The sequence below is a fragment of the Endozoicomonas arenosclerae genome (genome assembly GCF_001562015.1).
Taxonomy (GTDB): domain Bacteria; phylum Pseudomonadota; class Gammaproteobacteria; order Pseudomonadales; family Endozoicomonadaceae; genus Endozoicomonas_A; species Endozoicomonas_A arenosclerae.
In genome coordinates, this window is sequence record NZ_LASA01000103.1 from 1 (window position 1) to 22,056 (window position 22,056).

Consider the following 22,056-nt stretch of genomic DNA (forward strand, 5'->3'; position numbering starts at 1 on the left):
AATTTGGATTTATAAAAGCCAGGTATCGAGGTTTGAAGAAGAATGACAATAAACTGTCTACTTTATTTGCCCTGGCGAATATTGTTCGACTGGATCAAATGATCCGGGCACAGGGTTAGTCCGCCCTGAAGTCACGAAAGTGGCTAAATATCATACAAATAAGGGGTTGAGACCTCTGATTTCAGTCCTACTTCGAACTCGATTCAAGAAGGGAAGTAAATTAGAGGTTATTCGCAGGTTCCCTAGCCTGATCAGGCAGTGTTGGTTTGGTTCGGTGTTCTGGCCTCAGGATAACTTTTCCGAAAACGGGTGTGGCAGCCCCTTTTAACTGGACTGAGATCTGGTCGCCAATGGCTATATCCCTTTTTGTCAGGTTTTCAATACTGCCCAGAGAAACTTGTTGAACAGTTTCTCCCTTGATTTCGACAGGTTCTAATTGAAGGACTGGGGTTACATGACCCGTTCTGCCCACTCTGAAATCAATGTTTTTAACCTCAGTCACAGCACTGTCTGATGGGAATTTCCAGGCTATGGCCCAAGCGGGATTCCGACTGTCCCAACCTAACTTTTTGCGCAGTTCCAGATTGTCTAGCTTCAGGACAATACCATCCATCAGGAAGGGTTCTATATCACTGCGGTTCTGGTAGGTTTGGCGGATTTTCTCAATGTCTTTGAGGCTTTTTCCCAAGTCAGTGTACATTGTGGGCAACTCGAAACCGTAGCCGTAGAGAATGTTAATGACTGTGTTGTCACTTTCAAAAGGACTGTTGACCCAGCGCCAGGGAAAAAATTCAATGCTGCTCAGGGCTAGAACGTCCAGTTCATTGCGACTGATGTGGCCTGAAACAAAGTGGCGGGCACTGCTGTAGCCTGAGTTCTTAACTGAGTCATCCAGTCTTGCAAACAGTTCACCATGCAGGATGATGTCGTTATAGTCCGTCTTGATTTCTTTAGGGATCATGGGCATCAGCTTAACGGCATCCAGAATATTCTCACCTTTGTCGCCAGTGCCCCGAGTAGAAGCAGCTACCAGTTTGCCATTCTGATAAACGAGTTCGGCGGCAACCCCGTCTATCTTTGGCTGAATCAGGATTTTTTCCTTTCCTGCTTCCTTGAGAAACTTTTTGATGTCTTTAGCATCACGAGCCTTTTTCAGGCTGCCCATAAAGGCCCGGTGATCTACATCGCCTTCGGCATTTTCTTTGGCTACAGCCGGCAGGGTCAGTGTTGGAAAGCATTTTTTTAAGGCTTGAAGCTGGGCTTTCAGGGCATCGTATTCATTATCAGTGAGGACGGGAGACTGCTTGTTGTAATAAAGGTCGTCATGATGTTTGACTTCTTTTTGCAGAGCCAGAATCTGCTTCTCAGCCTGATTGGCAGGCCAGCTTGGGCAGGCACTCCAAACGGTCACAGGAATAAACAATAACAAGAAAGTAAAAAGGTATTTCATGATCAGCTATCCAGGCAGGGTAAAGTCTTTTATTCATCGGCAGTAAAAGACGAAACTGATCGGCAGGGGAGCAAAAATGGGGCTAAAAAGCCCCATTGAGTTTACTGGTTATATCCGTTTGGATTGTCGGCCTGCCAACGCCAGGCGTCAGTCACCATTTCTTCCAATCCACGCTCGGCTTTCCATCCCAACTCTTGCAATGCTTTATCAGGGTTAGCGTAGCAAGCAGCAATGTCTCCGGAGCGACGCGGTGTAACTTCATAAGGAACATTTTTGCCGGAGGCCTGTTCAAAGGCGGCAACCATTTCCAGCACGCTGTAACCTTTGCCTACGCCCAGGTTCCAGGTATTGACGCCTTTGGTCGTACGAAGTTTTTCAATGGCTCTGACATGTCCAATGGACAGATCCACAACATGGATATAATCACGGACACCGGTACCGTCTACCGTTGGGTAGTCGTTGCCGAATACTCTCAGCTTTTCCAGCTTGCCAATGGCAACCTGAGTGACATAAGGCATGAGGTTATTGGGGATATCATTTGGATCTTCGCCAATACGCCCTGATGCGTGAGCACCAGCAGGATTAAAGTAGCGAAGCAGTGCAATACTCCAGTCATTATCGGACTTATAAAGATCTTCCAGTACTTCTTCCACGATCAGTTTGGAGCGGCCATAAGGGTTGGTAGCACTCAGTGGAAAGTCTTCTGTGATTGGCAGTGTGGCAGGATCACCGTAAACGGTTGCGGAAGAACTGAACACAATGCTTTTAACATTGGCAGCTTGCATTGCCTGACACAGGATAATGGTGCCGTACACATTGTTGTCATAATAATCGAGCGGGATTTCGCAGGACTCACCCACCGCTTTCAATCCGGCAAAGTGAATGACGGATTCAAAATCATGTTTTTGAAACAGTGAATCCAGAAGCGCACGGTCGCGAATATCTCCGTTAACGAATTCCAGGGTCTTGCCCGTGATATCCTGAACCCGACGCAGGGATTCTTCACTGCTGTTGCTGAGGTTGTCCAGTACAACTGTTTCGTAGTTGTCGTTTAGTAATTCCAGGCAGGTATGGCTGCCAATGTAACCTGCTCCACCTGTGACAAGAATTTTACTCATAGTCTGTCGCTCCCTGTTCAGCTCAAAATTCGTTCAGGACTGTGTTTGTTCAATCAGTCGCATGGAAAGGTCAATGGACTGAATGTCCTTGGTGAGTGTACCGATAGAAATAAAATCAACCCCGGTAGCAGCAATCACAGGCAGACGTTCATCTGTGATACCACCGGAAGCTTCCAGCTTTGGCTGGGGTGCAGGCAGGGTTTTGTTCAGTTCTACGGTTTCACGAAGGGTATCCAGGGGGAAGTTGTCCAGCATTATGATGTCGGCGCCGGCGCTGCGAGCCAGTTGGAACTCTTCCATGTTCTCCACCTCAATTTCCACGGGTTTGCCCGGAGCCATTTCACGAGCGGTGTTTACAGCCTGCTCAATGCCACCGCAGGCGGCAATATGGTTTTCCTTAATCAGGAAGGCATCATAAAGACCGATCCGGTGGTTGTGGCATCCGCCAGCCTTTACAGCATATTTCTGGGCAAGACGAAGACCAGGCAGGGTTTTGCGAGTATCCAGCAGTCGAACACCCGTCTCTTTGACCAGACTAGCATAGTAATGGCAGCGGGTTGCGGTGCCTGAGAGGGTTTGAAGAAAGTTCATGGCAGCGCGCTCACCCGTCAAAAGACTGCGGGCCGGACCTTCCATATAAACCAGCACCTGATTGGCTTCAACCCGCTCGCCTTCTTTAACCTGCCAGTCCAGCTTTACGGATGGATTGATCTGTTTGAAAACTTCGTCAAACCAGGGGCGGCCGGCAATGATGGCCGTTTCTCGACAGAGAATTCGGGCTTTGGCCATCTGGTCAGCAGGGATCAGGGAGGCTGTGATATCCCCTGTACCGATGTCTTCTTCCAGAGCATGGCGAACATTGATCTGGATGGTTTCGGTCAGGTCGGAAGCGAAGTGGTCCTGGGGCTGCATGTTGACTCTTTTCCGTGAAAAATCGTTCGGCGCAAATGATAAACGATTGGCAGAGATTATAAACAACCCCGAAGGAAATCTGTTTGCAAAGATTTGAAGCTGAGATTAATCGGGCAGTTCACAGACGGGGTTGGCAACAGTGCTGGTGTCCAACGGCAGGCTGATAGTGAACTCTGTCCCTTTGCCGGGGACTGAAAAGACGCTCATGGTGCCTTTGTGGTGGGTAGTGATAATAAAGTAGGAGACGGAAAGCCCCAGCCCCGTACCTTTGCCCACGTCCTTGGTGGTATAGAAGGGTTCAAAAATGCGCTTGCGTACCTGGCTGTCCATACCGCAGCCATTATCGCCCACCGTGATGATAACCCGGTCATCTTCTTTGACTGTGCTCAGGGTGATCCGGCCGACTTCCGTTTTATCTTTGCGGTGATTAATGGCAAAGGCTGCATTCTTCAAAAGGTTCAGAAGCACCTGCTGTATTTCGCTGGCGATGCAAGGAACGTCCTGAAGGGTAGGGTCGAGCTCCTTGTGCACACGGATGTGCATGAAATCGAGACCTTTTTGAAGATTGAAGTCACTGGCTGCAATTTCAATGGTTCGTTCAATCAGGTCGGTCAGTGGTGTGGGGGTTAAAGCTCGTTCCCCACCCCGGCTGAATAGGAGCATGTTCGAAACAATTTTTGATGCCCGAACACCGGCATCCTGAATGTTTTCCAGAAAGCGGGTAATTCCTCGCTCTTGCAGGTAATGGTTGATGGCCTCAAGAGAGATATTCTCCTCATCAGCAGCGGCCTGGTTGGCAGGCAGGCTGGGGGAAAGCCGGCGGCGGATGTTCTGGGTGTTCTGGATAATAGCGCCCAATGGATTGTTGATTTCATGGGCCATGCCTGCAGCCAGTCCTCCTACTGACATCATTTTTTCAGTCTGGACCATCATTTCTTCCAGTCTCAGGCGCTGGGTAATATTGTCGATTCTTATCACCGCACCGGGAGTGTCATCTCCACTCAGTGGATAAATCACAAGGTCCAGGTAGCTTTCCGAATCATCCAGTTTGATGGGAAGCTTTTCGACACGCTGAGCGGTCTGCTCTGCCAGAGTTTTTTGGATCTGGCTCTGACATTGATAAAGAAAGGGCAGAACATGCTCCAGCGGCTGGCCAATGATCTGACTGAAAGGCAGTCGTGCTAGACGTGCTGCTTCCGTATTGCACTGGTTTACCTTCAGGTGGTTATCTACAGCAACCAGTGCTGAAGGCATGGAGTCAATAATGTTGTTGAGGTAGTTCTGGAATCGGGTCAGTTTTTTCTCGATCTGTTTTCGAACCACCATTTCCCGTTCAAGATCCAGGTTACTGCTTTGCATCTGGGCGGCCATCTGTTGTGCCTGTCTTCCCGCTTTTTCGGCCTTGTCCCGCTCTTCTGTTAATTGTTGGTCGCGGGTCGCTATCCGCTCAAGCATGGTGTTAAACGTTGTGGCCAGAGAGCCTATTTCATCTTTATGGAATCGTCTGGCCCGGATGCCATAGCTCTCATGATGGTTCTCTTCTTCAGATACTTTTCGGGCTACCCGGATCAGATGGAGCACCGGCAAGGTTACAAATCGTCGTACAAAGCGTGTGACCAGGAAAGTAAGCAAGGCAAAAACGAAAAGGATAAGAATGCCCGCCAGACTCATGAAATTAAAAAAGAACAGTGGCAGGGAAGGGTCGGCCTGAATATAGAGTGTGTATTCCTGGCCTGGCATTTTTTCGACATGGGCCATGAATTGAAATTCAGACTCTACACGCTCCGGAACTTGAGACGGGATGGTGAACTCTGAAGGAAGGCTGTTATAAAACGCGTGGAGTTTACCCTCAGGGTTATAAACCGCCAGAGCACGAATTTGGGAGTATTCACTGGCTGCAGCCAGAGTTTGCTCTGCACGGGTAACATTCCCGGTTAGTGACATTAGAACGGCATCTTCAGAGAGAATCTTGACGACGGCCTGAACGTTAGCCGGAAGAAAATAGTGTTTGGACATCAGGTAGGCAGAAACCATCACCACACCCGTGGCAATAATGGCAATAGCCAGTACGACGCTGATTAGCCCGCCAAGCAGTTTACGGCTCAGGGAGAGGCTGGAGATATAGCTATAAAAAGCTCTGTTGAGTCGACCCATGGGTTGTTGTTCTTATCTTGACCCATTTATTGGGGAAGCTACTCTCTTTTCTTGATTAGTACAATGGTTCTGTTTTCTAGCTATTGAATACCGAGCTCTGCCAGTTCTTTCATAAGAAAGTGGTTTTCAGGTGTTTCAATTCCGAGTTTTTTTGCCTGCTCTATCAGGAAACCGTTGATATAGGCCAACTCTGTTCTTCTGTTTTGCCGGGCATCCATGCAGGTGGAAGAGTTATTCATGGCAGTATCCCTGCAAACTTGCTGGACCAGCTCAAAGAGGTCTCCAGTCGTTTTGATGCCAACAGCCTTTCTCACGTGGGTGACTTCCCGGGTCAGAGCTGCCAGACGTTCTTTACGCTCTTGAGTAGCTAACAGCTCACCATTTTTACAGTCATAAAGGGCGGCCAGACCGTTAATGGCACAATTAACAGCGAGTTTGTCCCAGAGCTTCTGTTCAATCTGATCGGTAAAATGAATGTCAAAAGGCAGGCTCTCAAGAGAGTGTTTCAGGTTCTTCCAAGCCTGTTCATCCGGAGTCCTTCCTATTGGCCCTATCCACGTTGAGCCATGACCTGCATGGCAGACATGCAAAAAGTCTTTTATCCATGCGCCTTCAGTGGTAGATGCAGCCCAGACCGATTGAGAGCGGAAATGATGAGCTATAGCCTGTTGGCTGCCCATACCATTTTGCATGAGTAATATCTGGCAGTGGTCTGACAGTTTATCTTCAATAGAATGAACGGCCGCTTCTGCATCTTGTGCTTTTGTGCAGACCAGCAAGCGATCAATGGGCGTTGTAACGGTTTCTGGTGATGCTAGCTGGATAGGATAGTGATGTGTTGTGCCATCAAGCTCGTCTATGGACAAAGAAGGAGCGTCACTTTCCAGAGAACGAAGCCTTTGCTCTCGCAAAAGCAGAACTGGCTTCATGTTGGCCTTCAGAAACTGAGCTGTCCACAGGCATCCCATACTGCCTGCACCGATTATATGCCAGGTCACTTCAGTGTCGCTCTGATTGAGAAAAACGGAAAGAGTTTAACAGCCAGAAGCCATTTGTGAATGAATAAGGCATTCTTATGATTTGAAACGATCTGAATTCGAGTTCGTCTTGTATGTCTATACTTGCTCTACCCTGACAATGTCGTGGAGAGTTTTCATGGGGCATATATACAAGATTCTGGAAGTGGTAGGCAGTTCTACCGTCAGCAGTGATGACGCTATTCGCAATGCTATTGCTACAGCCAGCGTAACCTTGAAAAATTTGGGCTGGTACGAGGTGGTGGAGCATCGTGGTCATATAGAAAATGGTGAAATTGCTCATTTCCAGATAACGGTCAGAATTGGCTTCAGGCTGGAAGATCACGACAAGCCGTCCTGATTTTGATACCCCGGTTATCCGGGGCTTGCCATCGTGCAGGGATTCTCGGATACAATATGTAGCTACACATAGATTTTGTTGATTGGGAAATCCCTCATGCCTTCATTTGATATTGTCTCTGAAGTGGATATGCACGAGCTGGCCAATGCGGTCGATCAGGCAAATCGTGAGCTGACCACCCGTTATGATTTCAGAGGGGTCGACGCCAACTTTGAAAAGAGCGGTGAAAACCAGATTGTGATGACAGCCGATGCTGACTTCCAGCTGGTTCAGATGGTTGAAATGCTCAAGACCAAAATGGTCAAACGCGGCATTGATGTTAAATGTCTGGAAGTGAAAGATCACTATGGCTCTGGCAAGCAGGTTAAGCAGGAAGTGGTTGTACGTCAGGGACTGGATAAAGAGCAGGCCAAGAAAATCGTCAAGATGATCAAGGACGCCAAACTGAAGGTTCAACCTGCCATCCAGGGAGAGCAGGTGCGTGTAACCGGTAAGAAACGTGATGATCTTCAGACCGCGATTGCTCTTCTGAGAGAAGCTGATACCGAGATGCCTCTGCAGTACAACAACTTCAGGGACTGACCGTTATTCAGGGAACAGCCTGCTTTATGGCTGTTCCTTCTCCATTCTCCGTGTTCTGCGTCGATTTATAACTCTTCCCCGGGCGGTAATTTCTTTTTAGTCCTTTCAATAAAGGACTTGAAGGCGCTGAGCTTCAGAAATGCATTAAAGCCTGGTGATATCTCTAGCTCTTCACTTTCAACCAGAGAGGGAAGGTCTCCCACATGAATTCCAAGCCCAACCAGTTGCCCCTTGCAGTCTGTTAGTACCGACCCCATAACGACTTTGTTGCCAAGCTGTTTTCCATCAGGCTCAACAGTACAGAAAACTTCTGAAGCAGTAATCATGTTCTCCCGGTCATGGTAGTAATCACTGTCAGTTAAAATCATCTTTCCAGTATGTTCTTCCAACCGAAACTTTTGTGGAGGGTTGGGCGCTATCCGCTCCATATAGGCACACAACAGTGTCTCGCATTTTCTGGTTTTCTTGTCGTTATAGCTGAGCTTTACAGGGTCTCGGTCTGTTACGGGTTCATCCAGTCTGAACATGGCCAGTTTATGTTGATCGTCAAAGACCAGACTGTTCATATCAGCCCATACCTTTACCGATAGATCGCTTGCTTTAATGGGTTGAAGCAGCACGCTCAGTCGGCTGCCTCCATTCTTATCAACACAGCGAGCGGTAGTGAGTACCCAGTGTTTGTTGATCAGGGCTCCTGAGCAGAAGTAATACCGGGTATAGATGTTTTCTACATTAACCAGCCAGTTTCGTGACTCTTTCTCCTTTTCGGAGGCATAGCCCAGTGTGCTGACAAGGGTAAAAAATATTATCAGTGAGGTGAAAAGTTTGTTTCCGATCATCTTCAGGTGTGCTTTGATTAATCAGTTGAAGAATTCGACAATATAGAACAAAAGATGTTCAACCCATTTAGCCAATTCGACCACTGGAAGGCCTGAGCAGTATGTTAATTTCAAGCCCTGATTCCATGGAGGGTTCAATGAAAAGCTCAATGAGACCCGCCAAGAGCACATCCGGAGGAGCAGAATGCAACTAATGAACTCTTCTTCCCGTTCCTGGGGAGAGGCATGGCAGAGTTTCAAGCACCCGAGGGTGATCAGTGTCCTGTTTCTTGGCTTTTCAGCCGGTCTTCCCATTTTATTGATATTCAGCAGCCTTTCCATCTGGCTCAGGGAAGCCGGTGTTGAACGAAGTATGGTGACATTCTTCAGCTGGGCGGCTCTGGGGTATTCCTTCAAGTTTGTCTGGGCACCTCTGGTGGACAGGGTACCGTTACCCTGGTTGACAAAAAGTCTGGGTCGGCGTCGGGCCTGGTTGTTAATAGCACAGTTTGCCGTGATGGCTGCTCTCTTGTTTATGGCCAGTAATGATCCTGTTTATGGTTTGACCTGGGTTGCGGTGGGCGCCGTGATGCTGGGCTTCTCTTCGGCTACTCAGGACATTGTCATTGATGCCTACCGGATAGAAGCGGCTGAGAGTGACCTACAGGCTATGATGTCCTCGGCTTACATTGCCGGTTATCGAGTGGGTATGCTGGTCGCTGGCGCAGGCAGTCTGGCGTTGGCCAGCTGGTTTTCGGGTGGTGATGAAACGGTATACAACTATGAAGCCTGGGCCTCTGTATATCGGTGTATGGCGGCCTTTATGCTGGTGGGGGTAGCGACAACGCTACTGATTCCTGAGCCGGAAAATAATCAGTCTGCGTATGCCAATTATGGCACCAGTGACTATGTCCGTTTCCTTGGGCTCTTTGTGGTAGCCGCAGGTGCTTTTGTTGCTGGATTTACACTGACGCCCGATACTGCAGCCCAGTTAAAAGCAGCCCTCACTGGCGCGGGGGTCTCTGCCCATGTTGCAGGATTCTTCTCCGAAACATTCCGGTTGCTTTTCAGCGTAGCGCTGGGTGGTGGTGGTGCCTGGTTGATGATCAGTCTTAACGTAGCTCCCAGAGGAATGGTTAGAGAAACCTATGTGGCGCCTTTTACTGATTTCTTCCAGCGCTATGGCAAACTTGCAATCTACATCCTGTTGCTGGTGGGTACATACCGGATTGCCGATATAGTTATGGGCGCTGTTGCCAATGTGTTTTACAAGGACATGGGTTACAGCAAAGAACAGATTGCTGCAGTCACCAAAACCTTTGGCCTGTTGATGACCATTGCCGGAGGTTTTCTGGGCGGGTTGTTGGCGGTCCGCTATGGCGTTATGAAAATTCTCTGGGTAGGTGGTTTGCTGGCTGCTGTGAGTAACCTGTTGTTTTCACTGCTGGCTCAAATGACCCCTGAAACCTGGATGCTCGCCGTCGTGATTGCAGCAGATAACCTGAGTGCCGGTATTGCATCTGCAGCCTTTATTGCCTTTCTATCGAGTTTGACCAACAGGGCGTTCACGGCAATGCAATATGCCGTGTTCAGTTCTCTGATGACACTTGTGCCCAAACTTATGGCTGGCTATTCCGGAACGGTTGTAGATGCGGTGAACTACCCGATCTTTTTTGCCGGTTCGGCCATTCTGGGTCTGCCGGTACTGTTGTTGATCAGTTATTTACAGAGACTGATGGATGATCAGGAAGAGCACGGCGTAAAGGTAGCCTCTGAGGAGGCTGCTCCGGATTAAGAAGTGCGGGCGCACGCCCGCAACTTACCTTTCAAGCTCGGCAGCCAGCCGGGCTTTCCAGTTTTCACGTTCTCTCTCGGGCAGTTTGCCCAGAGAATCCTTACAGACATGCATCATGGCCTGAAGGACGGTTTCGGGTTGGTAATTCAGGTTTTCCAGCTGGCGAATAATTTCAATAGCCAGGGCAATGTCTTCGGGAAGCTGATCCAGATCGTCCAAGAGTTAGTCTCCATTCCATTGGTACAGCTTCAGGTTTACTTTACCGTTGATCAGGGTTATGCCCTCAGATTCCAGCAATGACTGCTGTTGCTGATATTTGCCGCTGCCTTCAGGAAACGAAATCTGTCCCTTGCTATTAATCACCCGGTGCCAGGGCAACCCTGAGCCCGCAGGTAACTGTTTCAGGATATTGCCTACCACCCGCGCATAGCCTGGCGCGCCCGCCATATTAGCCAGCTGTCCATAAGTGACCACAGTACCCTCAGGAACTTTGGCCAGAATGAACCAGATATCGGATGGACTGAATGGTGCGTGCAAGCCAACTCTCCAGACTGATTCCATAGAGCAGGAAGCCTCCATGCACTATGAAAAATACAATTAAAAATACGGGATAAAATCATCAGCGAATCTGCCAAGCATATCCTAATCTATCGGCTGTTTGTCGTGAAAAATTTTTCATTTTTGTGTGAATAATGATTTCAACGCTCAATTAGAATTGGAGTGAGCAGATGATTGCACGTGGTGCCTTTCTGATTCTGGCGGGTTTGATCTCTTGCTCTGTGCTGGCTGACACCATCAGTCTGCATAATGGCAGTGTTATCAAAGGACGTATTATCAGCATCAAGGATGAGAAACTGCAGATAGACAGTGGCTATGGCAAATTAACGGTACCGCTGAAAGAAATAGACAGCCTGGACTCTGATGAACCCGTCTGGATTCGTTTCAAAGGCAGTGAAGCCTTTCAGCAATGGCAGTTACATACCATCAATCATCAGCTCCAACTGGTGAATGAAGAGCATTCAGAGACTATGCCTGCCGACCCTTCTGATTTTGCCCGTCTAACCAGTACCCCTCCGGAAAGTGATGATTGGCGATGGAATGGTCATGCCAATGCCTATGCCAATATCCAGCGAGGCAATACCATCAAGAATGCCTACAGTCTCGATGGCAGGTTGGGAGTGCGTAACAGGCTGAATCGCCATACGTTCGATTGGCGGACTGACAAGGAAGACGATGATCAGAAAAGCATCAAGGATCACTGGCAGTTGAAATACGACTATAACCGTTTTCTCAGCCCGAAATGGTATCTCAGTGGCAGCGGGGGCTGGGAAAAAGACCAGATCAAGGATTTAGAGTATCGGATCAATGTGGGCCTGGGTCTGGGTCATCAATTCTGGGATGAGCCGGAGTTGAACCTTCGGGCTGAGCTGGGCGCCAGTGAAATCTGGGAAAAGTTTGAAGATCCCGGTGAGCGTAAAGAGACACCTGCTGCCCACTGGGCACTTCATTACGATCAGTTGTTTTGGGAGAAGGTAACCCTTTTTCACGATCAGGATATTTTTCGACGTTTTAAAAGCAACAGCTGGCTGCTGCAAACTGCAACCGGCATTCGTTACAAACTGACCGACCTGCTTCATCTGAGCGTGCGCTATGAGCTGGATTACGATGAAGCGCCCCAGGCCGGCAAGAAAAAGGATGACTCGGCTTTATTGTTCGGTCTTGGTGCCAGCTGGTAGAAAGAAAACAGGTGGCTATAGCGGCTTTCCACTCTTGTTAACCTCCCGTTAATTTGGAACTCTTGTCCCCCTTAATAGAGAAATAACAAATTCGATTCATCAAGGGGTGTTCATGGGGCTCCAGCTTTTCAGGAGCATTGGCCGTTTTCTCGGACTGCGCACGGTCGGAGTATTGTTGCTTTCAGGCATGGCAATGCTGGCGCATGCAGATAAGATCTGGATGGAAAACGGGGATGTGATCAGTGGCAAGATTCAGAGTCTGGAAGCAGGCAAACTGACAATTTCCACTAAATACGCTGGTGATATTACAGTGAACTGGCGTCATGTTCGCTCGCTGGATACCAATAAGCCAGTCTGGGTTGGGCTGATTGGGGAAAAAGAGTCTCAGCAGCGACGACTTAAGAGCAGTGGTGATCAGCTGGTTGTTGTGGACCCGGATGGTTATGAACGCAGCTTTACTGCGGCTTGGCCAGTGGCGGAAATTCGTCGGGAAAAGCCGGTTCTGGCTTCTGCCTGGGAAGTTTCTGGCAAGGTCAATTTCGGTCTGGACAGTGATCAGGGCGAAGACAATGAAACCACCTTCACGCTCAGTGGTAATCTTGATATCAATGATGAATGGAACAAAAACAGTTTCAAATGGGATATTGAGATAGAAAAAGAAGAAGATGACTCTTCTACCAAAGAGTGGGAGCTGGGGTATGCGTACAGTCGCTACTTCACTGAGCATTGGTTTGTGCAGGGCTCTATGGATCAGGAGTACGACTCTACTGATGATCTGCGTTCAAGATTGACTGTTGGAGGCGCGGCGGGTTATCGCTTCAAGGAAACCGTCAACGAAACCATTATTACTACCATGGGTCTGACTCATCTCTGGGAAGATTATCAGGAAGAAGATAACCAGAAAAACCTGGCGATCAGCAGTGGTTTGCAGTATCGGAAAAAACTCATTGATAACCTTGAGTATTATTTTAACAGCAAGCTCTTCTATCGTTTGAACTCAGGTCAGCAGTGGCTGTTTGATGGTGAGCATGGCCTAAGGGTCGGGTTGTCTGACAACCTGTCTTTGAACCTGACACACTATCTTGACTATGACAGTGTTCCGATTGACGGGGCGGAAAAAACCACCAGTCAAATCAAAATCGGTGTGGGTTATTCCTGGTAAGAAGTAATGGCTGAGGGCTTCAGTGCCCTCAGCTAAAAGCCGTCTTACAAACGAAGTCCACCATCCAGTTCCAGAACTCGTCCATTGAAATAGTCGTTTTCAAAAATGAACGCGACGGTTTCCGCTATTTCTTCGGGCTTGCCCATCCTGCCTGATGGAATGCCTGCATTCATTTTGGCTCGGGCTTCAGGCTTCATACTCAGAGTCATTTCTGTTTCGATCATACCCGGTGCAATAGCGGCACTTCTGATGCCGTAGCGAGCCAGTTCTTTTGCCCAGGACACGGTCATGGCCACCACGCCAGCCTTGGCAGCAGAGTAGTTGGTTTGCCCGAAGTTGCCTGAACGGGAAATACTGGCAATGTTCAGGATCAATCCTTGAGTTCCTGAATCGATCATGCTGGCAGCTACTTCTCGGCCGCAAAGAAAAACACCGGTCAGATTAACGTCAATGACTGATTGCCATTTAGCCAGAGAGAGTTTGTCTGTAACTTGTCCGTCTTTGGCTTTGACCAGAAGACCATCGCGCAGAATGCCCGCGTTATTAATCAGACCATTGATAGGGCCAAGCTTTTCGCGGGCAACTTTGACCGTATTTTCTACTTCTTCTTCATTAGCGACATTGGTAGGCAGGGCAATGGCTCTGGCGCCCAGCTCCGAGCATTCCTTTACAGCCTGGTCCAGTGCTTCACCTTCAAGATCTATCAAGCCAAGACCTGCACCCTTGCTGGCCAGATGAAGTGCCATGGCTTTTCCCAGACCCCGGGCTGCTCCAGTGATCAGAATATTACTTTGTTTGAGATTCATGCTTTTGTTCTTCTACGACTGAAAATCACCCAATGATTTTAACGTGAAATTCCTGGTTGTGTCGTTTTCATCATCTTTTAATGTCAGCATTAGCCGATATCAAGATCGCTCATCGGTTGCAGGCCAGTGTTAAGACAACTGATGAAATTGCATGATAATCTTATTGATAATCAATCTCATTAATATATAATCCGCGATAAATTGACTGCCAAGGCAGATCAATAAATGGCCATGACTTATCAGGTCGCCGGTCAGTGACTCAGATTGTGCATACTGCAAAAAGTGGTATGTTCTACAGTATGCAATTGCAAGGGGAAACAGATGGAGCCTAAGGTTCAAGCCGCTCACGACGCACGTAGCTTACTTTTGAATGAGTACCACGGTATTCTGTCGACTCATTCTGACGACGTGCCCGGATACCCATTTGGCTCTGTAATGCCTTACTGCCTGGACAAGCACGGTAACCCGATCATTCTGATCAGTGACCTGGCCCAGCACACCAAAAACATCGAAGCCAACCCCAAGGTCTCCCTGATCATTACCCAAAGTGGTGTGGACGATATCCACAAGGCTGGCCGTCTGACCTGGATCGGCGATGCAGAGAAGATTGAAGCAGACAGCGAAGATGCCAAGGAAATGGAGCAGCGTTACTACTCCTTCTTCCCACCTGCGGCTAATTACCACAAGACTCACGGCTTTGACTTCTACCGTATACACCTGAAGCGTGCTCGTTTCATCGGTGGTTTCGGCAAGATCTTCTGGGTTAAGAACGAACTGATGACTCGTGAAAACCCATTCTACGGCAGCGTAGAAAATGGCATGGTCAAGCACATGAACGAAGATCATGTTGATGCCATGGTTAAGTACTGCAAGGCTGCAGACATCGAAATCCCTGAAGGTGTTGAGCCTAAAATGGCGGGTGTCGATGCAACCGGTATGCACCTGCTGCTGAAAGACAAGCTGGTTCGCATTCCTTTCCCAGCGGAAGTGGAAGAGCCAATGGCGGTTCGCAAGACTCTGGTAGAGATGGCTAAAGTAGCCTGATACTGAGCGTCTGAGCCAACTGAAAAGCCCCGACTGGTTCGGGGCTTTTTGCGTCTACTGTCGTTGATAAATAGACATCAAAGTTAATATTGGTTTTCTGGTCTAGGATTGTTTACCTGTTGTATTCCCGGGTCGGCCAGAATGAAAATCCTTGTGACTCTGCTGCTTCTGTCAGGCGCTCTATCAAATCTACAAGCGCAGGTGCCAGATCTGACTCATCGGAAGCAGGATCTTGTGAATGCAACGGTTCGACCTCTGGAAATCCTGATTGGAGCTGGTACGACACACTCCAGACCTCAAGCAGGTGTTCAAACCCCCACTCACTCAGCTCATGTTCAGGGAGAGAAGAGACCAAGGGCTATCGTTAAGTCCACTATAAAAGTCACATTGCTGCCAGACGAGCCAGAACAACCGCCGCCTCCAAAACAAAACCCGGAAGCTGCTGAAAAAGTCATGACCCGGCTGATGAATGAAATGGCTTTGGTATTAAGCAGGCTTGAAACCCTGATCAAGGATAGAGGCATCATACTCCTGTTGGTGTTTGACTTGGACGATACACTCTTCCAGCGAAGCTTTCAGTTCGGCTCAGAAATTGAACCACTCTCACTTTCTCAATTAAAAGAATTGCAGCAAATCTGGTTCATGCAGTTTCATGATTTTCTGAGTAACAATCAGGATTCTGTTTATCTGGTTTATAACACCTCACGAGACTCTATAGCATTGCCATCAAAGCATCCCCAGAGAGAAGAGTGGGGAGCGATTCGACAGATAAGAACTGTGGATGGGGTGAATAGAAGAATGATGTCTTTTCTGAGTCAGGGGGAACCTTCAAGTCCTCAAGGCACTCGCTTTCTTATGGGGATCCCCATTCCGGATGCCCTGATTACCGGAACAGGAAGGTTCATTCAGACATCCGCTACTCTACAGAACTCACCTTCATCCCAATTCTGGGTAAACGAGTCTATTGCCCAGTGGCTTAGGGGGGATCAGGCCAAAATGAAGGAGGCTTCTGATTATCTTAAAGAGCATTTTAACTCTATTGAGAAAACATCGGCTGCAGCACTCAAGACATTGATTAACAGGGAGGGTTTTGATGATAAAAAGCAGACGGTGCTTATCCCATCGACGTTCGATCAGGCCACTGTTACTGTGACCAGAGTTCCTGGGCTTGAGGCGTTTTTCTACATTCAGAATGTGACGGTGAACAAAGGGACTTCACTGCGTATTTTATTGAATACCAGTCGTATCATGAGTTCAGACAAGACCGTTATAGGGGTTGTATACGGTGATTCAGTGACTGACCTGAGTATGCTTCGCCCAGATCTGGAGATTAAAGCAACAGTACCTGCCTCAACCATGAATCTTGCTAGACGCAATGCCCGTCTGGAAGCAATGGGAATCCCAAGTGATATCGGGCTCTTCAGCGCCCTATGGTGGAGCTTCAGTGTGTTGCCAAGCAAAGTCCCGTTTTACTTGAGCCATAACCAGAAAGTAAAGTCATCGGTTCAATCCACAAAAGTGTTTGAAGCGAATGGAAAGGGCCTCCTGGGATTGTTACAGGTGACTTTAGGGCAGTTAATGAGTCCTAAAGCAACAGAGCTCTAATAATCCGTATGAGGATCAGTCTTAAGCTTCATGTTGCTGCAATGCTTTAAATCAGGTCTATCTTTGAAGTTCTAAAAATAAATATGAACTCAAGGTGGGTTTTGTGCGCGCATTGACTTTGTGCTCTCTGTTATTGCTTTCAGTCTCTTCTTCCTGGGCAGGCGTCACAAGGATGGATTCCGCCTCAATGTCTTTTCAGGTGATATCTCTGCTGGTGTCGTCTGCTATTTATCTGGGCTACAACGATACTCCGGAGTGTGTTCTTTCTGGCAGTCCTGTTCAAGCGGGTGGTGGTATGAGCTGCCTGAGAGGCGATGGTGGGGTTCAAAGCAAGCAAGCCGAGAGCAGGGTAACGAAAGATAGATGGGCAGGAGGATGGAGTGTCCCTGTACAGAGACAAGATCGGAAAACAGGCGCTGGTGACAAAAAGCCCCCGGAGAGAAAACAACCAGCCAAATCCGAAATGCTTTGGTCGGTATTCGATGAGTTATTGAAGGCCATGGACGATGTCATCAATGGCTTTCAGGTCGAATTGGACAAGGATGAAGAGCTCAAACTGATATTTTCCTTTGATCTGGACGGTACTCTGTTTCAGTTATTACCTGAGTTTGATGGTCTGGAAGACTTTGCTCTGCAAAAAGGCCTGGAAGATCTGGAATGGAATAATGAACTGCTAATCAGATTACAGCAGAAGTGGTATGCAAAATTTACCGGTTTCCATCATAAAAATAAGGGTAGGGTGCTACTCATTGAGAATACGGCAAGAGCTCTGACAAGATATGACGAAATGGGACGCCCTGAGCTTGATGATAGTGGAGTCCAGGCTATTTCTCTGGATATGACCGGTACTCATTTTTTTCCTGAATCTACAAGAAATGAACGTCTGAAAGCTATCAACTTCAAAATTAACGAGCGAGGGATGGGCAAGATATCTATACCGGCTCCAGATGTGCTTATTCTGGGTTCAGGGCAGGTTGTTCAGTTAAGTGATGAGCTTGATGGATCTTTTAGAAGAGCAAGGATAGGTCTCAATGACAAACTGACTGCCTGGTTGGAAGAAGATTGGAGGAGTGTGAGCCCTCTGCTGCGTGATGTCTCTCAAAGCTACTCTCTTACTTCTGCATTCAGCTCTTTTGGACTGACGACAAGGGCTTTTTTCCCCACAGTGGAGGGAGTTACCTACCTTCCTGATAGCTTTCAGTGGTCCGACAGTCAGATTGTTGTAACGCCTTTGCTGGTGGAAAAAAACACCCTTAAAAAGATCTATTTCAGTGATGTCACCGCTAATAAGGGCAGTACTTTACTCATGGTGCTCAATATGTTGTCGGGTGAGCTGGTTAAAGAGGGGAAGAAACCCTCCTTGTTGTTCGCCTTTGGCGATTCCTTGATGGATATGACCATGTTACGGCCCGATCTGTTGATTTTCGCTATAGCTGATGCCTCAGAAATAGCTGAGCAACTGAGGTCTGCTCGTTTCTCTGAATTAGGCTACCAGCCTCAATTGAGCGCTCTGGGGGTGTTCTGGGTATGCAGTGTTGTGGCCCATAATGAGCTGATTCTTGAAGGGCAGAACCCTAGGGTTGAGGGCTCACTGGATCATCCACGAGTGCTTTATGGAGAAGGACTGGGCTTGTTGAGCCTGTTGCAAAAAACGCTGGATAAACTGAAAGACCAAATATCTCCTGAGAATATTGCTGAATTACAGAGAGATGAGCGGACCGGACAGGGAGTAGAAAACCAGTAAAGAATGCTCTTTTCCCTTGAAGTTTTGGGAAACATCTCCATATAAGAAGCACCATTGTTTTTGGAGGCTTATATGCGCTTCCCTTTTTGGATTTTTTTGCTTCTCCCTGCGGTTGAACTGGTCGTGTTGATCAAGGTGGGGGGATACATTGGGGCTTTGAATACTCTGGCTCTGGTCATTCTGGGTATGGTTGCGGGCATGGCAGTGGTTCGTCGCCAGGGCTTTCGTACCATGTTAAAGGCCCGGGAAAAAATGACCCATGGCGAGATGCCAGCTCTGGAAATGCTGGAAGGTTTTATGATCGCTCTGGGTGGGGTGTTCCTGATGATTCCAGGGTTTATCACCGACTTTTTCGGTGTGGCTCTGCTTATTCCACCGGTTCGTAAAGTGCTGCTAAGACGAATGATTAAAAGTGGCCGTTGGCAGGCTCAGCAATCCTCAACCACCTTTGAAGGTGAGTACTATCGTGAGGATTTTGACCGCAACCGGGGTATAAACCAGACCCTTGAGGGTGAATTCAAGCGGGAAGATGAAAAAAAATCTCAGTGACCCCCTTGAAATTGGAAAAGCCACCCTTACTTACTGAATTACCGATAATTGGGTTCGGTCCAGACAATACCGGTCGGACCATTTTACATGAGTTGATTGCTGATTTTTCGGCATAAACAGTTGGAGAGATACATCGATGAAAATCCGTCCGTTGCGTGATCGCGTGGTCGTTCGTCGTGAAGAAGAAGAAACCACTTCTGCTGGCGGTATCGTGTTGCCAGGTTCTGCTACTGAAAAGCCAAACCAGGGTGTGGTCGTGGCTATCGGTGATGGCGTATTTCTGGATAACGGTGAAAAGCGTCCAGTCAGCGTTAGCGTTGGCGATAAAGTGATCTTTGGTAAGTACGCTGGTTCCGACACCGTGAAGATTGACGGTGAAGAGCTGATCATCGTATCCGAAAGCGAAATCTACGCTGTTCTGGAAGACTGATCCCGGAACCCCGATTTCATATCAACTGTTTTAAATTTCCAAAGGATTACCCATCATGGCAGCAAAACAGGTTCAGTTCGGCGACGAAGCTCGCAAACAAATGCTGGAAGGCGTCAACATCCTGGCTGACGCTGTAAAAGCGACTCTGGGGCCTAAAGGTCGTAACGTTCTGCTGGAGAAGTCTTTCGGCGCTCCAACTATCACTAAAGACGGTGTTTCCGTAGCCAAGGAAATTGAACTGTCTGACAAGTTCCAGAACATGGGTGCGCAGCTGGTTAAGGAAGTAGCTTCCCAGGCTAACGATCAGGCGGGTGACGGTACTACTACTGCTACCGTTCTGGCTCAGTCCATTCTGAATGAAGGTCTGAAGTACGTTGCTGCTGGCATGAACCCAATGGACCTGAAGCGCGGCATCGACAAGGCTGTAGCAGCGGTTGTTGAACAGCTGAAAGCTATGTCTACTCCTTGTGAAGACAGCAAGTCTATCGCTCAGGTAGGTACTATCTCTGCTAACTCCGACGAACTGGTTGGCCAGATCATCGCTGAAGCTATGGAGAAAGTAGGTAAAGAAGGTGTTATCACCGTTGAAGAAGGTTCCGGTCTGGAAAACGAACTGGACGTAGTAGAAGGCATGCAGTTCGACCGTGGCTACCTGTCTCCTTACTTCATCAACAACCAGGAAAGCATGTCTGCTGAACTGGAAAACCCATTCATCCTGCTGGTTGACAAGAAGATCTCTAACATCCGTGATCTGCTGCCAGTACTGGAAAACGTAGCCAAAGCGGGCAAGCCACTGCTGATCATCGCTGAAGATGTTGAAGGCGAAGCTCTGGCGACTCTGGTAGTCAACAACATGCGCGGTATCGTTAAGGTATCTGCGGTTAAGGCTCCAGGTTTTGGTGACCGTCGCAAGGCCATGCTGCAGGACATCGCTATCCTGACCGGTGGTACTGTTATCTCTGAAGAAGTAGGCCTGTCTCTGGAAAGCGCTACTCTGGAAGATCTGGGTTCTGCCAAGCGTGTTGCCATCACCAAGGAAGACACCACCGTTGTTGACGGTGCTGGCAACCAGGCTGACATCGTTGCTCGTGTTGAACAGATCCGTGCAGAGATTGAAAACTCTTCTTCTGACTACGACAAAGAAAAACTGCAGGAACGTGTAGCCAAACTGGCTGGCGGTGTAGCGGTTGTTAAGGTTGGCGCTGCCACCGAAGTAGAAATGAAAGAGAAAAAGGCTCGTGTAGAAGACGCTCTGCACGCTACCCGCGCTGCTGTTGAAGAAGGCGTAGTTGCTGGTGGTGGTGTTGCTCTGGTACGTGCTCTGTCCAACATCAGTGTTGAAACGATCAACCCTGAACAGAAGGCAGGTGTTGAGCTGATTCTGCGTGCTCTGGAAGGTCCAATTCGTCAGATCTCCAGCAACTCTGGTGACGAAGCTTCTGTTGTTGTCGACAAGGTTAAATCCGGCGAAGGCAACTTCGGTTACAACGCTGCTACCGGTGAGTACGGCGACATGATCGAAATGGGTATCCTGGATCCAGCCAAGGTAACCCGTTCTGCGCTGCAGGCTGCTGCTTCCGTAGCCGGTCTGATGATCACTACCGAAGCTATGGTAGCTGATGAGCCAGCTGAAGCGGCTGCTCCTGCTATGCCTGACATGGGCGGCATGGGTGGTATGGGCGGCATGGGCGGCATGATGTAATCATCCCCCCCGAAGCTCAGCTTCTCCCAAAAGGCTGCTTCTGATTCAGAAGCAGCCTTTTTTATTGGGTATTAAAAAGTACAGTTTGGTTGTCGGCAGTGACTGTTCTTATTCAGCAGGGAGCAAAGAAATAGATGCTTGCCAGGCAGATAAATATAAAACCAAGATAAAGTGAATCCCTTAGATATTGAGTTTCTGTCCGGGTGAATTCAGAGATAGGGCATCCGTTATCTGTGCAGCGGTTGCTGATTCCCAGCAACAATCTGTCTACTCCAGTATCAATCACAAACTGTTCCGAGAGATCTTGCCTTAACTTGCACGATCTGGAGGTGCAGAAGCCACCGGATGTGTCTAAATCAAAACTGAGGGTTAATAGAGTACGCTGGCCATTATCGTGTGTTCCGTACTCATGATTGACAGGTTGGTATGCCATAAAACTGCGAGAAGACAAGTGGGGCTCGATGGTATAGGTTTCTTTCCAGGTTGATTTCACCCGGCTTTTGCTTTTCAGAGGCAGGGCCACAGGTTCATGGTCAGACCATTTTGTGTTAAGCAGAGGGTCCGGGATTTCATCAATATAGGCGGCCCCTTTCAGTGATGTTGTGGAGAAAACTTTAATTTTGACTTTGCTGGAGGTGTTATTGTTCTTGAATTTGTAGGGTATTTTTCCACTCAGAAAGCTTCTGATTTTCTTGGCATGCTTGCCGGACACAATCAGAGTTTCTTCTGTTAAATAGCCCGTGCAGAGGTGTTTGATGTGACGTTCTTCTCCCGGCGTAACGGCTTCTTTGGTTTGCACAGGAGACTTACTTTCTATCAATTCCACACTGACAATGTGCTCTTGGGGTTCTCCGAAGTGATATAAAATTTTGTCTGCTGACCAGCTGTGAAGAGCATGAAAAGCGGTGATAAAGAACAAGACAGCAGTCTGAATCAGTTTGAGCAGGGCCGTCATAATACCTCTCCAGCCAAATAAGCTACTTCAAGATAGCCAATTGAAAAGTGAGGAGAGTAATATTTTATAGAGCAGCTCATCCCAAGGGGATCTCTGCCGATGATCCAAGTCATGACT

General features: G+C 48.2%; 21 protein-coding genes and 1 pseudogene. 12 read left to right on the forward strand and 10 right to left on the reverse strand.

What is annotated here, in order from left to right:
* Window positions 1-119 (forward strand): annotated as a pseudogene (locus tag WG89_RS32180) (IS5/IS1182 family transposase); the annotation flags it as partial.
* A gap of 101 nt (window positions 120-220) precedes the next feature.
* Here the strand turns inward: WG89_RS32180 and WG89_RS16465 are convergent.
* The 5 genes from WG89_RS16465 to WG89_RS16485 form a co-directional block, all read right to left on the reverse strand.
* Window positions 221-1,450, reverse strand: a complete 1,230-nt coding sequence (locus tag WG89_RS16465) for a hypothetical protein (RefSeq protein WP_062268100.1) — start codon at window positions 1,448-1,450, stop codon at window positions 221-223.
* A gap of 101 nt (window positions 1,451-1,551) precedes the next feature.
* Window positions 1,552-2,568 (reverse strand): UDP-glucose 4-epimerase GalE, encoded by a 1,017-nt coding sequence (gene galE, locus WG89_RS16470; protein ID WP_062268101.1) that lies wholly within the window; start codon window positions 2,566-2,568, stop codon window positions 1,552-1,554.
* Between the two features lie 33 nt (window positions 2,569-2,601).
* A complete protein-coding gene (nadC, locus tag WG89_RS16475; protein ID WP_062268103.1) occupies window positions 2,602-3,480 on the reverse strand; it encodes a carboxylating nicotinate-nucleotide diphosphorylase in 879 nt (292 codons plus the stop codon).
* A gap of 105 nt (window positions 3,481-3,585) precedes the next feature.
* Entirely contained in the window at window positions 3,586-5,634 is a 2,049-nt protein-coding gene (locus WG89_RS16480) for a HAMP domain-containing sensor histidine kinase (protein WP_062268105.1), read from the reverse strand.
* Between the two features lie 80 nt (window positions 5,635-5,714).
* A complete protein-coding gene (locus WG89_RS16485) occupies window positions 5,715-6,632 on the reverse strand; it encodes a ketopantoate reductase family protein (protein WP_153301642.1) in 918 nt (305 codons plus the stop codon).
* A gap of 157 nt (window positions 6,633-6,789) precedes the next feature.
* Here WG89_RS16485 and WG89_RS16490 point away from each other — a divergent pair, with 157 nt between their 5' ends.
* Both WG89_RS16490 and WG89_RS16495 read left to right on the forward strand, forming a co-directional pair.
* Window positions 6,790-7,011: a dodecin gene (locus tag WG89_RS16490; protein ID WP_062268109.1), complete on the forward strand. Its 222-nt coding sequence runs from the start codon at window positions 6,790-6,792 to the stop codon at window positions 7,009-7,011.
* 96 nt (window positions 7,012-7,107) lie between these two features.
* Window positions 7,108-7,593 carry a YajQ family cyclic di-GMP-binding protein gene (locus WG89_RS16495; protein ID WP_062268185.1) on the forward strand — a complete coding sequence of 162 codons (486 nt, stop codon included), beginning with the start codon at window positions 7,108-7,110 and terminating at the stop codon, window positions 7,591-7,593.
* A gap of 65 nt (window positions 7,594-7,658) precedes the next feature.
* Here WG89_RS16495 and WG89_RS16500 read toward each other — a convergent pair whose 3' ends face one another.
* Window positions 7,659-8,432: a trypsin-like serine protease gene (locus tag WG89_RS16500; protein WP_062268112.1), complete on the reverse strand. Its 774-nt coding sequence runs from the start codon at window positions 8,430-8,432 to the stop codon at window positions 7,659-7,661.
* A gap of 184 nt (window positions 8,433-8,616) precedes the next feature.
* On the opposite strand from WG89_RS16500, the gene WG89_RS16505 reads away from it, so the two are divergent.
* Window positions 8,617-10,206, forward strand: a complete 1,590-nt coding sequence (locus WG89_RS16505; protein WP_079253875.1) for an AmpG family muropeptide MFS transporter — start codon at window positions 8,617-8,619, stop codon at window positions 10,204-10,206.
* A gap of 24 nt (window positions 10,207-10,230) precedes the next feature.
* Here WG89_RS16505 and WG89_RS31705 read toward each other — a convergent pair whose 3' ends face one another.
* Complete coding sequence (locus WG89_RS31705; protein WP_062268116.1) at window positions 10,231-10,425, reverse strand: hypothetical protein; 195 nt, start codon at window positions 10,423-10,425, stop codon at window positions 10,231-10,233.
* 3 nt (window positions 10,426-10,428) lie between these two features.
* Window positions 10,429-10,767 (reverse strand): MGMT family protein, encoded by a 339-nt coding sequence (locus WG89_RS16515; protein WP_062268118.1) that lies wholly within the window; start codon window positions 10,765-10,767, stop codon window positions 10,429-10,431.
* A 167-nt stretch (window positions 10,768-10,934) separates the two neighbouring features.
* Between WG89_RS16515 and WG89_RS16520 the strand changes: the two genes are divergently transcribed.
* Both WG89_RS16520 and WG89_RS16525 read left to right on the forward strand, forming a co-directional pair.
* Entirely contained in the window at window positions 10,935-11,942 is a 1,008-nt protein-coding gene (locus WG89_RS16520; protein ID WP_062268120.1) for a DUF481 domain-containing protein, read from the forward strand.
* A 112-nt stretch (window positions 11,943-12,054) separates the two neighbouring features.
* On the forward strand, window positions 12,055-13,104 hold the full coding sequence (locus tag WG89_RS16525; RefSeq protein ID WP_062268122.1) for a DUF481 domain-containing protein: 1,050 nt from the start codon (window positions 12,055-12,057) through the stop codon (window positions 13,102-13,104).
* A gap of 44 nt (window positions 13,105-13,148) precedes the next feature.
* Here WG89_RS16525 and WG89_RS16530 read toward each other — a convergent pair whose 3' ends face one another.
* Window positions 13,149-13,910, reverse strand: coding sequence for an SDR family oxidoreductase (locus tag WG89_RS16530; protein WP_062268124.1), 762 nt, complete (start codon window positions 13,908-13,910; stop codon window positions 13,149-13,151).
* Window positions 13,911-14,231: 321 nt separating this feature from the next.
* Between WG89_RS16530 and WG89_RS16535 the strand changes: the two genes are divergently transcribed.
* The 6 genes from WG89_RS16535 (at window position 14,232) to groL (ending at window position 20,984) form a co-directional block, all read left to right on the forward strand.
* A complete protein-coding gene (locus WG89_RS16535; protein ID WP_062268125.1) occupies window positions 14,232-14,954 on the forward strand; it encodes a HugZ family pyridoxamine 5'-phosphate oxidase in 723 nt (240 codons plus the stop codon).
* 141 nt (window positions 14,955-15,095) lie between these two features.
* Window positions 15,096-16,559, forward strand: coding sequence for a hypothetical protein (locus tag WG89_RS16540; protein ID WP_062268127.1), 1,464 nt, complete (start codon window positions 15,096-15,098; stop codon window positions 16,557-16,559).
* 172 nt (window positions 16,560-16,731) lie between these two features.
* Entirely contained in the window at window positions 16,732-18,303 is a 1,572-nt protein-coding gene (locus WG89_RS16545; protein ID WP_062268128.1) for a hypothetical protein, read from the forward strand.
* A 72-nt stretch (window positions 18,304-18,375) separates the two neighbouring features.
* Window positions 18,376-18,852 (forward strand): FxsA family protein, encoded by a 477-nt coding sequence (locus tag WG89_RS16550; RefSeq protein ID WP_062268129.1) that lies wholly within the window; start codon window positions 18,376-18,378, stop codon window positions 18,850-18,852.
* A gap of 136 nt (window positions 18,853-18,988) precedes the next feature.
* Window positions 18,989-19,282 carry a co-chaperone GroES gene (locus tag WG89_RS16555; protein ID WP_062268130.1) on the forward strand — a complete coding sequence of 98 codons (294 nt, stop codon included), beginning with the start codon at window positions 18,989-18,991 and terminating at the stop codon, window positions 19,280-19,282.
* 55 nt (window positions 19,283-19,337) lie between these two features.
* Entirely contained in the window at window positions 19,338-20,984 is a 1,647-nt protein-coding gene (gene groL / locus WG89_RS16560) for a chaperonin GroEL (RefSeq protein ID WP_062268132.1), read from the forward strand.
* Between the two features lie 112 nt (window positions 20,985-21,096).
* Here the strand turns inward: groL and WG89_RS16565 are convergent, their stop codons facing one another.
* Complete coding sequence (locus WG89_RS16565) at window positions 21,097-21,939, reverse strand: hypothetical protein (protein ID WP_062268136.1); 843 nt, start codon at window positions 21,937-21,939, stop codon at window positions 21,097-21,099.
* Window positions 21,940-22,056: the final 117 nt, after the last annotated feature.

Coding starts and splice junctions, on each gene's coding strand:
- WG89_RS16465 (WP_062268100.1), bottom strand. CDS start 1,450: ATGAAATACCTTTTTACTTTCTTGTTATTGTTTATTCCTGTGACCGTT.
- galE (WP_062268101.1), bottom strand. CDS start 2,568: ATGAGTAAAATTCTTGTCACAGGTGGAGCAGGTTACATTGGCAGCCAT.
- nadC (WP_062268103.1), bottom strand. CDS start 3,480: ATGCAGCCCCAGGACCACTTCGCTTCCGACCTGACCGAAACCATCCAG.
- WG89_RS16480 (WP_062268105.1), bottom strand. CDS start 5,634: ATGGGTCGACTCAACAGAGCTTTTTATAGCTATATCTCCAGCCTCTCC.
- WG89_RS16490 (WP_062268109.1), top strand. CDS start 6,790: ATGGGGCATATATACAAGATTCTGGAAGTGGTAGGCAGTTCTACCGTC.
- WG89_RS16495 (WP_062268185.1), top strand. CDS start 7,108: ATGCCTTCATTTGATATTGTCTCTGAAGTGGATATGCACGAGCTGGCC.
- WG89_RS16500 (WP_062268112.1), bottom strand. CDS start 8,432: ATGATCGGAAACAAACTTTTCACCTCACTGATAATATTTTTTACCCTT.
- WG89_RS16505 (WP_079253875.1), top strand. CDS start 8,617: ATGCAACTAATGAACTCTTCTTCCCGTTCCTGGGGAGAGGCATGGCAG.
- WG89_RS16515 (WP_062268118.1), bottom strand. CDS start 10,767: ATGGAATCAGTCTGGAGAGTTGGCTTGCACGCACCATTCAGTCCATCC.
- WG89_RS16520 (WP_062268120.1), top strand. CDS start 10,935: ATGATTGCACGTGGTGCCTTTCTGATTCTGGCGGGTTTGATCTCTTGC.
- WG89_RS16525 (WP_062268122.1), top strand. CDS start 12,055: ATGGGGCTCCAGCTTTTCAGGAGCATTGGCCGTTTTCTCGGACTGCGC.
- WG89_RS16530 (WP_062268124.1), bottom strand. CDS start 13,910: ATGAATCTCAAACAAAGTAATATTCTGATCACTGGAGCAGCCCGGGGT.
- WG89_RS16535 (WP_062268125.1), top strand. CDS start 14,232: ATGGAGCCTAAGGTTCAAGCCGCTCACGACGCACGTAGCTTACTTTTG.
- WG89_RS16540 (WP_062268127.1), top strand. CDS start 15,096: ATGAAAATCCTTGTGACTCTGCTGCTTCTGTCAGGCGCTCTATCAAAT.
- WG89_RS16545 (WP_062268128.1), top strand. CDS start 16,732: ATGGATTCCGCCTCAATGTCTTTTCAGGTGATATCTCTGCTGGTGTCG.
- WG89_RS16550 (WP_062268129.1), top strand. CDS start 18,376: ATGCGCTTCCCTTTTTGGATTTTTTTGCTTCTCCCTGCGGTTGAACTG.
- WG89_RS16555 (WP_062268130.1), top strand. CDS start 18,989: ATGAAAATCCGTCCGTTGCGTGATCGCGTGGTCGTTCGTCGTGAAGAA.
- groL (WP_062268132.1), top strand. CDS start 19,338: ATGGCAGCAAAACAGGTTCAGTTCGGCGACGAAGCTCGCAAACAAATG.
- WG89_RS16565 (WP_062268136.1), bottom strand. CDS start 21,939: ATGACGGCCCTGCTCAAACTGATTCAGACTGCTGTCTTGTTCTTTATC.